General features: G+C 71.9%; 11 protein-coding genes. 8 read left to right on the top strand and 3 right to left on the bottom strand.

Annotation, left to right across the window (positions count from 1 at the left end; all coding sequences use genetic code 11):
- Positions 1-165 precede the first annotated feature (165 nt).
- From fabG to ACZ5CW_RS24820, 3 genes are all read left to right on the top strand, one after another.
- A complete protein-coding gene (fabG, locus tag ACZ5CW_RS24830) occupies positions 166-870 on the top strand; it encodes a 3-oxoacyl-[acyl-carrier-protein] reductase (RefSeq protein ID WP_468604882.1) in 705 nt (234 codons plus the stop codon).
- A 5-nt stretch (positions 871-875) separates the two neighbouring features.
- Positions 876-1,643 carry an enoyl-ACP reductase FabI gene (gene fabI / locus ACZ5CW_RS24825; protein WP_468604880.1) on the top strand — a complete coding sequence of 256 codons (768 nt, stop codon included), beginning with the start codon at positions 876-878 and terminating at the stop codon, positions 1,641-1,643.
- Between the two features lie 159 nt (positions 1,644-1,802).
- Complete coding sequence (locus ACZ5CW_RS24820; RefSeq protein WP_468604878.1) at positions 1,803-2,153, top strand: hypothetical protein; 351 nt, start codon at positions 1,803-1,805, stop codon at positions 2,151-2,153.
- Here ACZ5CW_RS24820 and ACZ5CW_RS24815 read toward each other — a convergent pair.
- Positions 2,131-2,823, bottom strand: a complete 693-nt coding sequence (locus ACZ5CW_RS24815; RefSeq protein WP_468604876.1) for a FadR/GntR family transcriptional regulator — start codon at positions 2,821-2,823, stop codon at positions 2,131-2,133. The two genes, ACZ5CW_RS24820 and ACZ5CW_RS24815, sit on opposite strands and share 23 nt — an antisense overlap.
- Positions 2,824-2,905: 82 nt before the next feature.
- Between ACZ5CW_RS24815 and ACZ5CW_RS24810 the strand changes: the two genes are divergently transcribed.
- The 4 genes from ACZ5CW_RS24810 to ACZ5CW_RS24795 all read left to right on the top strand — a co-directional run bounded on the left by ACZ5CW_RS24810 (position 2,906) and on the right by ACZ5CW_RS24795 (position 5,369).
- Positions 2,906-4,225, top strand: a complete 1,320-nt coding sequence (locus ACZ5CW_RS24810; protein ID WP_468604874.1) for a CynX/NimT family MFS transporter — start codon at positions 2,906-2,908, stop codon at positions 4,223-4,225.
- A 49-nt stretch (positions 4,226-4,274) separates the two neighbouring features.
- Positions 4,275-4,394: an SGM_5486 family transporter-associated protein gene (locus tag ACZ5CW_RS24805; protein ID WP_468604872.1), complete on the top strand. Its 120-nt coding sequence runs from the start codon at positions 4,275-4,277 to the stop codon at positions 4,392-4,394.
- Between the two features lie 171 nt (positions 4,395-4,565).
- The gene (locus ACZ5CW_RS24800; protein WP_468604870.1) at positions 4,566-4,772 is read left to right on the top strand and encodes a hypothetical protein; all 207 of its coding nucleotides are present in this window, start codon (positions 4,566-4,568) and stop codon (positions 4,770-4,772) included.
- A gap of 78 nt (positions 4,773-4,850) precedes the next feature.
- A complete protein-coding gene (locus ACZ5CW_RS24795; RefSeq protein ID WP_468604868.1) occupies positions 4,851-5,369 on the top strand; it encodes a SixA phosphatase family protein in 519 nt (172 codons plus the stop codon).
- A 72-nt stretch (positions 5,370-5,441) separates the two neighbouring features.
- Here the strand turns inward: ACZ5CW_RS24795 and serB are convergent, their stop codons facing one another.
- Positions 5,442-6,665, bottom strand: a complete 1,224-nt coding sequence (serB, locus tag ACZ5CW_RS24790; protein ID WP_468604866.1) for a phosphoserine phosphatase SerB — start codon at positions 6,663-6,665, stop codon at positions 5,442-5,444.
- 222 nt (positions 6,666-6,887) lie between these two features.
- A complete protein-coding gene (locus ACZ5CW_RS24785; RefSeq protein WP_468604864.1) occupies positions 6,888-8,810 on the bottom strand; it encodes a streptophobe family protein in 1,923 nt (640 codons plus the stop codon).
- A gap of 238 nt (positions 8,811-9,048) precedes the next feature.
- Between ACZ5CW_RS24785 and ACZ5CW_RS24780 the strand changes: the two genes are divergently transcribed.
- Complete coding sequence (locus ACZ5CW_RS24780; RefSeq protein ID WP_468604861.1) at positions 9,049-11,634, top strand: ABC transporter ATP-binding protein/permease; 2,586 nt, start codon at positions 9,049-9,051, stop codon at positions 11,632-11,634.
- Positions 11,635-11,682: the final 48 nt, after the last annotated feature.

The following is an 11,682-nucleotide window of genomic DNA, read 5'->3' as shown; positions in this document are numbered from 1 at the left end:
GGGGCCGTTCTGTAGGGATCCGACAGTGACACCCCCGAGCCACTGTCGGTGCCCGATTGCCCACGGCAGGGGCGCTACCGATAGGTTTTCGATGAAGCCGCCTGCCATCCAGGTGTTCGGGCGGGTTGTCCGACCGCATCAGACCGCTATCGAAAGGGTGATCCGTTGAGCCGCTCGGTTCTCGTCACCGGAGGCAACCGGGGCATCGGCCTCGCCATCGCCCGCGCATTCGCCGACGCCGGCGACAAGGTCGCGATCACGTACCGCTCGGGTGAGCCGCCGGCCGGCTTCCTCGCCGTCAAGTGCGACATCACCGACCCGGAGCAGGTGGAGCAGGCCTACAAGGAGATCGAGGACCAGCACGGTCCGGTCGAGGTCCTGATCGCCAACGCGGGCGTCACCAGGGACCAGCTCCTGATGCGCATGTCCGAGGAGGACTTCACCTCGGTCATCGACACCAACCTCACCGGCACCTTCCGCGTCGTCAAGCGCGCCAACCGCGGCATGCTCCGCGCCAAGAAGGGCCGCGTCGTCCTGATCTCGTCCGTGGTCGGCCTGCTCGGCTCGGCGGGGCAGGCGAACTACGCCGCCTCCAAGGCCGCCCTGGTCGGCTTCGCGCGCTCCCTCGCCCGTGAGCTGGGCTCGCGCAACCTCACCTTCAACGTCGTCGCGCCCGGCTTCGTCGACACCGACATGACCAAGGCGCTCACCGACGAGCAGCGCCAGAACATCGTGTCCCAGGTGCCGCTCGGCCGTTACGCGCAGCCGGAGGAGATCGCCGCGACGGTGCGGTTCCTCGCCTCGGACGACGCCTCGTACATCACTGGAGCCGTCATCCCCGTTGACGGCGGACTGGGAATGGGTCACTGATCACCATGAGCGGAATCCTCGAGGGCAAGCGCATCCTGATCACGGGTGTGCTGATGGAGTCCTCCATCGCCTTCCACGTCGCCAAGCTCGCCCAGGAGCAGGGCGCCGAGATCATCCTGACCGCCTTCCCGCGGCCCACGCTGACCGAGCGCATCGCCAAGAAGCTGCCGAAGCCGACCAAGGTCATCGAGCTGGACGTGACGAACGAGGAGCACCTCGCGCGTCTGGCCGACGTCGTCGGTGAGGAGCTGGGCGGCCTCGACGGCATCGTCCACTCCATCGGCTTCGCCCCGCAGGACGCGCTCGGCGGCAACTTCCTCAACACGCCGTTCGAGTCGGTCGCGACCGCCATGCACGTCTCGGCGTTCTCCCTGAAGTCGCTGACCATGGCCTGCCTGCCGCTGATGCAGAACGGCGGCTCGGTCGTCGGCCTCACCTTCGACGCCCAGTACGCCTGGCCGCAGTACGACTGGATGGGCCCGGCCAAGGCCGCCCTGGAGGCCACCAACCGCTACATGGCGCGCGACCTGGGCAAGCAGAACATCCGCTGCAACCTCATCTCGGCGGGCCCGATCGGCTCCATGGCCGCCAAGTCCATCCCGGGCTTCAGCGAGCTGGCCTCGGTCTGGGACACCCGTTCCCCGCTGGAGTGGGACCTGAAGGACCCGGAGCCGGCCGGCAAGGGTGTCGTCGCCCTGCTGAGCGACTGGTTCCCGAAGACCACGGGCGAGATCGTCCACGTCGACGGTGGTCTGCACGCCATCGGCGCGTGACCCGCGTCTTACCTCGACGCCCCGTTCCCCGCAGTGCGCGGGAGCGGGGCGTCACTCGTTCGGCGTACCCGATCGGGCAGGGCGAGGAGCCGACCGCGCACCCTGGATTACGCGGCACCTCGCGATTTCCCTCCGCAGCCCGGCCGAGGAGGTCCCCTTGTGCGCCTGTCCCGCAGCCTGGCCCCGGTGACCGTGGCCGTGGCCCTCGTGCTCTCACTGCCGTACGACGCGATGTCGCACGCGCGCGGGGGTGACGGAAAGCCGCCCGCGCCGAGCCTGTTCGGCGCCGCCTGCCGCACGTCCGTCCGCGGCTCCCAGGTGGTGGCCTACTGCCACAATCCCTATGTCGACACCGACCGCGTCCGGCTGCACATCGAGTGCGCCCGCTGGTGGGACATCGACACCGACAGCGCTCCGGCGGACGCCGGGCCCGCCATGACCGTACGGCTCACCGGCCGGTGCTGGAAGGACGTCGCGTCGGTCTGGGTCAGTCACCAGAGGGCGCGCTGAACCTGTCCGGCCGGCACAGGAACGGATAGCTCGCGGCCTCCGCCGCTGCCGCCACCGCGTCCCCGGCGCGGATCGCGTCCACCAGCCGTGTGTGGTCCATGTGCGTCTCCGGTGTCAGCTCCGCGCCCACGTCCGCGCGCAGCCAGTCCCGCAGCACCTCGCCCAGGTCGGCGTACATCGCCGTCATGACGCCGTTGTGGGAGGCGGCCACGACGGCCAGGTGGAAGGTCGCGTCGGCCGTCACGAAGGCCTCCGCCTCGCCCGTCTCCCAGGCCTCCTCGCGCCGGGCCAGCAGCGCGTCCAGTTGTTTGAGGTCCCGTTCGGTACGCCGTTCGGCGGCCAGCTTCGCCGCCGCCGACTCCAGCGTGGAGCGCAGCTCGGCGATGTGCCGCGGGTCGGCGTCGGCGAAGCGGCGGTGCATCACGCCGGCCAGTTCGCTCGTGGCGACGACATAGGTGCCGGAGCCCTGGCGGATGTCCAGCAGACCGTTGTGCGCGAGCGCGCGGACCGCCTCGCGCACGGTGTTGCGCGCGACACCGAGCTGCTCGACCAGCTCCGGCTCGGTCGGAATGCGTGAGCCCACCGGCCACTCGCCGGACGCGATCTGGTTCCGCAGTTCGGCGATGACCTGCTCGGACAGCGCCGAACGGCGCGGGTGGCTCAGGGGCATGGCCCACCTTCGCACGACGGGCCCGGCCTGGACCGGCCGGGGAATGGACAACCAATCATCCCATGATTCTATGATGGGTGCCATGGCTAGTGAGGAAACCCGGACAGTGGAGACCCGTACGGCGATGTCACCGACCGGACGCGGTACGGCCGCCGAAGCGAGCACACCCGAGACGACCCGCGGCGCGGGCCGCACACGCGCGTGGGCGACCCGGCTGGTCGTCGTCGGCATCATGCTGTCCGCGCTGAACCTCCGCCCGGCCATCACCAGCCTCGGCGCGCTGCTGGAGGAGGTCCGCGACGGGCTCGGCATGAGCGGCAGTGTGGCCGGCCTGCTCACCTCCGTGCCCCCGCTGTGCTTCGCGGTCTTCGGTGTCACCGCGCCGCGCCTGGCCCGCCGGTTCGGACCGGCCGCCGTGGTGTGCGCCGGCATGGCCGCCATCGCCGCGGGCCTGCTGATACGCCCGTACGTGGGCGGTACGGCAGGATTCCTGGCCGCCAGCGCGCTCGCCCTGATGGGCATCGCCGTCAGCAACGTCCTGATGCCGGTCATCGTCAAGCGCTGGTTCCCCGACCGGGTCGGCTCCATGACGGGCCTGTACTCGATGGCCCTCGCCCTCGGTACCTCCCTCGCCGCCGCGGTGACCGTCCCGCTGACCGACGCGTTCGGCGGCAGCTGGCGGTCCGGCCTCGCCGTCTGGGCGACCATCGCCGCGGCCGCCGTCCTGCCGTGGCTGCCGCTCGTACGCGACCGTGACGCAGCGCCCGCGCAGCAGCGGGAGCAGGGGCACGGTACGGCGGAACAACAGGCTCCGCTGCGCGTCACCCGGAGCCGCACCGCGTGGGCGCTCGCCGTCTTCTTCGGCCTCCAGGCCACCGCCGCCTACATCACGATGGGCTGGATGCCGCAGATCTTCAGGGACGCCGGAGTGCCGGCGGGCACCGCGGGCCTCCTGCTCGCCGTCACCATGGTGATGGGCGTGCCGCTGGCCTTCGTCATCCCCCGGGTCGCCACCCGGCTGCCCCATCAGGGGCCGATCGCCCTGGTGCTGGGCGTCTGCGGCCTCGCCGGATACGCCGGCCTGTACTTCGCGCCGGCCGGCGGCGCCTGGGCCTGGGCGCTGCTGCTGGGCGTCTCCAACTGCGCCTTCCCGCTCGCGCTGACGATGGTCGGCATGCGGGCCCGCACGGGCCCTGGCGTGGCCCAGCTGTCCGCCTTCGCGCAGAGCGCCGGCTACCTGCTCTCCATCCCCGGCCCGCTGCTGGTCGGAGTGCTCTACCAGCAGAGCGGCGGCTGGGGGCTGCCGATCGCCCTGATGGCGGGCCTGATGGTGCCGCAGATCGCGGTCGGCTTCCTGGCGGGCCGCGACCGCACGGTGGAGGACGAGGCGGCCGCGCGCTGACCGCCCACCCCGGCGGAGCGCTCCGGACGAAGGGTGCGAGACTGGGCGCATGCAGCCTGTGCTCGACCCGAACCCGAAGAACGGCCAGAAGAAGATGCTGCTCGTCTTCGGCTCGTTCTTCGCCATCTTCGTCGTCATCGCGATCATCGCGACCATCGCGTCCCCGTGACACCCGCCCCCGCAGCCGGATGGTGGAGCTAGCCCCCCCATCCCCTAGGGGGTCAGGGTCAGGGTCAACTGGGTGGACTTCCGGATGGGTTGGCGACCCCCCGATCCGTAGCTTCGAGATGTGCCCGCGTCAGGCGGTCACGGACCCGCTCGAAGACCCACGGAGGCGACCATGCCGGCCCGCACCCACTCCCGGCCCCACCCGGCGACCACGGGCGGCGTCGACATCCGGCTGCCCTGGTGGGCCCTCGCCCTGCCCGCGCTCGCGTTCATCGCGCTGCTCTCGCTGATACTGAACCCGTCGGACGCCCACGCGGCGAGCGGCGACCCGGCGATCACCCATCTCTTCGAGCGCGCCCAGCAGCTCCTCGCGCGCTGAGACGGAGCCCCTTCACGCGGTGAATCCGCATGTCAACTCCCTGCGCCGCATGGCCTGTTTCATGCGAAGCTGGGTCCCATGAGCGCCGCAGAACCCCGCAGGATCGTCCTCTTCCGGCATGCGAAAGCCGACTGGCCCCAGGTGTCCGACCATGAGCGCCCGCTCGCCGAGCGGGGTCGCAAGGACGCCGCAGTCGCCGGACGCAAGCTGGCCGACACCGGCATCCCCTTCGACCAGGCCCTGTGCTCCACCGCCGTCCGGACCCGCGAGACCTGGAAGCTCGCCGTCCATGAACTGGCGCACCGGCCGAAAACCCTCTACGAGGAGCGGATCTACGATGCCTCGCCCGGCGAGCTGATCGCCGTGCTCAACGAGACCCCGGACGACGTGCGGAACGTGATCCTGATCGGCCACAACCCGGGCGTGCACGGCCTGGCCGACATCCTGGCCGGCCAGTCCGAGGGCGACGCCCGTGAGCGGATGGACCGCCGCGGCTTCCCCGCCGCCGGGTTCGCCCTGCTGTCCTTCGAAGGTCCCTGGAAGGGCCTGGAACCGGGCGTGGCCACACTCACGGACTACTGGGCGCCCTCCGAGTGACGGCACCCACGGCAGCGGGGCCCGCCACCGCCGCGGTGCCGGGCCCTCGCCGTGCGCGGCGTCCGCAGCGGCTCAGCCCTCGTCGTGCGTGTCGGCCGCCTCGACCTCTTCGCGGGTGACGCCGAGGAGGTACAGGACCGTGTCGAGGAAGGGGAAGTTCACCGCCGTGTGGGCCGCCTCGCGGACCACCGGCTTGGCGTTGAAGGCGACGCCCAGACCGGCCGCGTTCAGCATGTCCAGGTCGTTGGCACCGTCGCCGATGGCCACCGTCTGCGACAGCGGTACCCCGGCCTCCGCGGCGAACCGGCGCAGCAGCCGCGCCTTGCCCGCGCGGTCCACGATCTCCCCGGTGACCCGGCCGGTCAGCTTGCCGTCGACGATCTCCAGCGTGTTGGCCTGGGCGAAGTCGAGCCCCAGGCGCTCCTTCAGGTCGTCCGTGACCTGGGTGAAGCCGCCGGAGACGACCCCCACCTGGTAGCCGAGCCGCTTCAGGGTGCGGATCAGGGTGCGAGCGCCGGGGGTCAGCCGGACCTCGCTGCGGACCTTCTCCACCACCGAGGCGTCCAGCCCCTTCAGCAGGGCCACGCGGGCGTGCAGCGACTGCTCGAAGTCCAGCTCCCCGCGCATCGCCGCCGCCGTCACCTCGGCGACCTCGTCCTCGCAGCCGGCGTGCGCGGCGAACAGCTCGATGACCTCGTCCTGGATGAGCGTGGAGTCCACGTCCATGACCACCAGCCGCTGGGCGCGCCGGTGCAGGCCGGCCGAGACGACCGCGATGTCGACACCCAGTGCCGCCGCGTCCGAGGCCAGGGCCGTGCGCAGCGGCTCGGTCTCCACGCCGGAGACGGCGAACTCCACCGCGGTCACCGGGTACTTCGCGAGCCGGAAGATACGGTCGATATTGCCGCCGGCCTTCGCGATGCGCGCGGCGATGGCAGCCGTCGACTCGGCGGTGAGCGGATGACCGAGAACGGTCACCAGGGACCGGCCGAGGCCGCGCGGCCGGTTGTCGCCGTGCCCGGAGATGATCTCCGCCTGCATCTTCACCGACTCGGCCCAGCTGTGCACGGTGGACCGCAGGTCGCCCTCGAGACCGGCCGGCGGCTGGGTGACCAGCACGCACAGCACCAGGCGGCCCCGGGTGACGACCTGCTCGATGTCGACCACGTCGACGAGGTAGGCGGCCAGGGTGTCGAAGAGGCCCGCCGTGATGCCCGGCCTGTCCTTGCCGAAGATCTTGACGAGGAGAGTGGGGACCTCGGGGGTCTGCGAAGCGGAGGTCTGCGAAGCGCTCATGGTGTCACCACCGTATCCGGCACCCAGTGCCTCGCGCCGCCGAGGTCCGCCTGACGGACACGGAACAATGGATGGCGGGCGGGTGTCGGGAATCTTGCCGCCGGGAGGCGGCGCGCCCACCCACGCGCACACCCGGCTCCACCACGACTGTCCCACGGGACGCCGAGGAGAGCAGGCGCAGGAGACCGCCCCCCTCGCCCCGCCCCCGGGCCCGCGCCGGCTTCACCCGCCTTGCCCCGGCTTTCCCGGCCGCGGCGGTGGAGGCGGTGGAGGGGGCGGCGGCCACTCGGAGCCGTGCGGCCGCGGCGGGTGGTCACCCGAGGGCGGGGCGGGGCGGTTGCGCGGTTGCGGGGGAGCCGGGTCGAGTGGCCGGGCGATGGTCGGGGCACCGTACACGTCGTCCCCGGCGGCCGGCGGCGGCGCGTCCCGCGGCCGCTCCGGCACCTGGAGATAGGGATTGGTGTCGGGGTTCGGCGGCCGGTAGGGCCGACCCGGCGCGTACGGCCCGGCTCCGCCGCCGGGACCGGGGCCCCCGACGCTCCGACCGTGCCCGCCGTCGCCGTACCCGGAGCTTCCGTCGCCGTACCCGGTGCCCGCATCACCGCTCCCGGACGCCGCGCCGCCCTCGTCCCGCGCGCCGTACCCGCCCTCGTCCCGCGCGCCGTACCCGGGGCCGTCCGCCCAGCCGGTCCCTGGATCCGGGCTGCTGTGGGCCGCGTCTCGGGCGGCCCGCGCCGCCCGGGTCCCCGCCACCCCGGTCGCCCGGGCCGCCAGTGCTCCCGCGGCTCCCGCCGCCGCACCCCAGACCGCCCCCAGGAGCAGGGCCATGACCAGGTGACCGTGCAGGTCGACGCCCGCGCCGAAGGCGTCGAAGCCGAGGACGGACAGGGAGGCGTTCACGGACACGTCCGTCAGCCAGGCGAGCAGGGGCAGGGCGAGCGCGGTGGTGATCCCGAGCCGCAGTGCGCACCGCCCGGCCAGGCCCAGGGCGCCGTCGGCAGGCCGCACCACGGGGAGCCGGCCCGGCTCCGAGGCTCGTGCCACCGGCGTCCGTACTGCCGTCAGCACCCCTGCCAGCAGCATCGCCAGCGCGGCCGCCACCGTCAGCAGCCACACCCGCCCGTCCAGCTCGGCCAGCCGGCCCAGCGTCACGGGTCGGTCGGAGGGCGCGCTGAGGAGCCGGTCCAGTGGATGGGGCAGCAGCGTGCCGAGGACGCCGGTGGCCCGGCCGTCCCACGGGACGAACAGACCGAGCGGAAGGCCGAGCCAGACCCCGTTGGGCGCGCCGAGCAGGGCCGCGCCGGCGATCCGCTTCGGATGGTCGTCGCCCGTGGCCGCGTACGCCGCCGCCGCGAGCCCGGCCAGCACGGCCAGCAGCAGAACGGAGACGAGCGCGGACGCGGCCGGCCGGACGACGCGGTGGACGGCGGCCCAGCCGGGCGGCAGGGGAGCGCGGCGCGCCGCGAGCAGCGCGATCACCAGGACGCCCGCGCACCAGCCGAGTCCGCCGAGGAGCGTGGCCGAGGTGTCCACGGTGAAACCGACCGCCGCCCTGGCGTCGATCAGGTCGCCGATCCGGTCCGGCAGCAGTCCGCCCACGTCCCCGAGGCCGGGGATGTCCAGCCCGCCGTCACCCTCGCCGCCCCCGCCGGGCAGCCGGTCCAGGCCGAGCGAGCCGCCGTCGATGGTGACGACGTCGTGCCCCGCCCACGCCAGCAGGCCCAGCATCGCCACGAAGAGGACGACCACCGTGCCCGCGCGCGCCAGGAGTTCGGCGGGCGCGATCACAACTCCGGCCGCACGCAGGGACCGTAGGAAGAACCACGACAACAGCAGCGCACCGACCAGGCTCACCCCGAGTGGCGTGATCTCGATGCTGGTGTGGGCCTCGGCGCCTTTCAGTCCGAAGGCGGACACATCGCCCGACGGTGCGACCGAACCGCCGGCCCCGAGCGCCACAACGGCCGCCGTCATGGGGCCCAGTGAGGCCGAGGCGTCGGCCCGCAGCAGGTGCAGACCGAGCGCGGCGGTGCCGGCCATCCCGATCAACGCCCAGCTCACCGCGGCGATCGCGGACACCACGATGTCCGTCCAGGGCAACCTCGTTCCGTGGTGTGCGGTCCCGACGTCCGTGGCAGCGCTCATGGCAGACCCCCCCGATCCGCGGCACCGCAGCCGCGCTTGTCCCCCCTCGCGGGGGATTACCACTCTCCGGCCCGGTTTCAACCCCGTCAACGGGGCGAGTTGAAGCGTGCGACGGCGCCCTTGGCAAGGCCCGGGTTTCGGTCAGAGGGCCGAGCCTGAAATAGTTCCCCACGATGTTCGACATCCCTAGACTCCCTGTGATGGGGGTAACTCGGGGGACAACTCAGTGGGGCATGGAGTGCCGGAACTCGTACTGGAAACAAATGGACGGACCTGGACGCTCGATCCGTCCAGGCCTTACACCCTGGGCCGCGATCCGCAGGGTGACATCGTCTTCGATGACGCCAGGGTCTCCTGGCGGCATGCCACGGTCAGCTTCAACGGCCGCAGTTGGGTCATCGACGACCACGGCAGCACCAACGGCACGTTCGTGCAGGGCCGGCGGATCCAGCAGGTGGAGATCGGCCCCGGCTCGTCGCTGCACCTCGGCAACGCGACCGACGGACCGCGGCTGAACCTGTCCGCGACCGCGGCCCCGGTCGGCGGCCCGGGCGGGCAGCCGCAGGCGGCGGCGCCGTACGCGGCTGCCCAGGGCGCCGGCGCGCCCGGCTGGGCCCAGCAGCAGGCCGCGCCGCAGCAGGCGGTGCCGCACCAGGCACCCGCGCACCAGCAGGCGCCGCAGCCCGGCTGGGAGCAGCCGCAGCAGGCGCCCGCGTTCCCGCAGCAGCAGGCCGGTCCCGCCGATCAGTTCGTGCAGAAGACGCCCGGTGGTGGCGCGGGGGCGCCGCCGGTCTACGGTGACCGCAGCCCGACCACGTTCCACCAGTTCTCGCTCGGCCGCGTGATGCGTATCGGCCGTTCCCTGGAGAACGAGCTGGTCGTCTCCGACCTGCAGGTCTCCCGGCACCACGCCGAGTTCCACGCCACGCCCGACGGCCGCTTCGAGATCCGCGACCTCGGCTCGCACAACGGCACCTACGTCAACGGTCAGCCGATAGCCAAGGGCGGCTCGCAGCTGCTCGGCCCGAGCGACATCGTCGGCGTCGGCCACTCCACCTTCCGGATCGTCGGCGACCGCCTCGAGGAGTTCGTCGACACCGGTGAGGTCTCCTTCTCCGCGCGCCACCTGACCGTCACGGTCGACGGCGGCAAGCAGATCCTGAAGGACGTCTCCTTCGGCGTCCCGGAGAAGTCGCTGATCGCGGTCATCGGCCCGTCCGGCTCCGGCAAGTCGACCCTGCTCAAGGCGCTCACCGGCTACCGGCCCGCCAACCAGGGCGAGGTCCTCTACGACAACCGGAACCTGTACAAGCAGTTCGCCGAGCTGCGCCAGCGCATCGGTCTGGTCCCGCAGGACGACATCCTGCACAAGGAGCTGACCGTCAAGAAGGCCCTGAAGTACGCGGCCAAGCTGCGCTTCCCGGCCGACACCACGGCGCAGGAGCGCGACGCCCGCATCGACGAGGTGCTGCGCGAGCTGAAGCTGGACATCCACAAGGACAAGAAGGTCACGTCCCTGTCCGGCGGTCAGCGCAAGCGTGTCTCGGTGGCCCTGGAGCTGCTCACCAAGCCGTCGCTGATCTTCCTGGACGAGCCGACCTCCGGTCTCGACCCGGGCATGGACCGCGACGTCATGCAGCTGCTGCGCGGCCTCGCCGACGACGGCCGTACGGTCCTCGTGGTCACCCACTCGGTGGCCGAGCTGGCACTGTGCGACAAGCTGCTGGTGATGGCGCCGGGCGGTGCGGTGGCCTACTTCGGCCCGCCGGAGGAGGCGCTGAACTTCTTCGGCTACGACAGCTGGGCCGACGTCTTCTCCGCCTTCGAGAACTACCGGGACTACGACTGGGCCGGCCGCTGGAAGGGCTCGCAGCACTACCAGATGTACGCCGCGGACATCGACGCCGTCGCCCCGCAGTCCGTACACATGCCTCCGCCGCAGGCCATCAGGCCGCCCAAGCCGCAGGGCTGGGGCTCGCAGCTGCTGACCCTGATCCGGCGCTACGTGGCGGTCATCGCCTCGGACAAGGGCTTCCTGGCGCTGACGGTGATCCTGCCCGCGGTGCTCGGCGCGGTCAGCCTGCTGATCGACTCGGACAAGGGCCTGCTGGTGAACCCGGTCAATCCCAAGACCGGCGTGCCCGTCCCGAACGGCACCGCCACCACCGTCCTGCTGATCCTGGCCGTCGGCGCGTGCTTCGCTGGTGCCGCGAACTCCGTCCGTGAGCTGATCAAGGAACGGGTCATCTACGAGCGCGAGCGCGCGACCGGCCTGTCCCGCTCGGCGTACCTGATGTCCAAGGTGGTCGTGCTCGGCGCCGTCACGGTGCTGCAGGGCCTGATGGTCGGCCTGATCGGCTTCTCCAGCCGAGAGATCCCCGGCGAGGGGCTCGTGCTGGGCAGCTCCACCCTGTTCGAGCTGTGCCTGCCGATCATGGCGCTGGGCTTCACCTCGATGATGTTCGGTCTGGTGATCTCCTCGCTGGTGAAGACCGCAGAGAAGACCATGCCGCTGCTGGTGATGTTCGCGATCATCCAGGTCGTGTTCACCGGCTGCCTCTTCACCCTGCACGGCACGCTCGGCGTGAACGAGTTCTCGTACCTGATGCCGTCCCGCTGGGCGGTGGCCGCGGCCGGCACCACGCTGGACTTCAACAACATCGCCCCGAACACCGACGACCCGACCAGCACCGACCCGCTGTGGGACCACGCCGCCTCGGCCTGGGGCCTGGACATGGTCGCGCTGATCGCGCTCGGTGTGGCCTGCGGCTTCCTCGTGGCCCGCTTCCTGCGCCGCCACGAGCCGGAGGTCATGCGGAAGTAACCGCGCCCGTACGACGCGAAGGGCGGCACCCCTCGGGGGGTGCCGCCC

This window comes from Streptomyces sp. NPDC031379 (assembly GCF_055569615.1).
The sequence above is the reverse complement of the archived record's forward strand: the minus strand, read 5'-3'. Positions and strand labels throughout refer to the sequence as shown.

Excerpts from the sequence above, each read along its gene's own strand:
- fabI (WP_468604880.1), top strand. The coding sequence starts at position 876 with ATGAGCGGAATCCTCGAGGGCAAGCGCATCCTGATCACGGGTGTGCTG.
- ACZ5CW_RS24815 (WP_468604876.1), bottom strand. The coding sequence starts at position 2,823 with ATGCCCCTGAGCCACCCGCGCCGTTCGGCGCTGTCCGAGCAGGTCATC.
- ACZ5CW_RS24810 (WP_468604874.1), top strand. The coding sequence starts at position 2,906 with ATGGCTAGTGAGGAAACCCGGACAGTGGAGACCCGTACGGCGATGTCA.
- ACZ5CW_RS24805 (WP_468604872.1), top strand. The coding sequence starts at position 4,275 with ATGCAGCCTGTGCTCGACCCGAACCCGAAGAACGGCCAGAAGAAGATG.
- ACZ5CW_RS24800 (WP_468604870.1), top strand. The coding sequence starts at position 4,566 with ATGCCGGCCCGCACCCACTCCCGGCCCCACCCGGCGACCACGGGCGGC.
- ACZ5CW_RS24795 (WP_468604868.1), top strand. The coding sequence starts at position 4,851 with ATGAGCGCCGCAGAACCCCGCAGGATCGTCCTCTTCCGGCATGCGAAA.
- serB (WP_468604866.1), bottom strand. The coding sequence starts at position 6,665 with ATGAGCGCTTCGCAGACCTCCGCTTCGCAGACCCCCGAGGTCCCCACT.
- ACZ5CW_RS24785 (WP_468604864.1), bottom strand. The coding sequence starts at position 8,810 with ATGAGCGCTGCCACGGACGTCGGGACCGCACACCACGGAACGAGGTTG.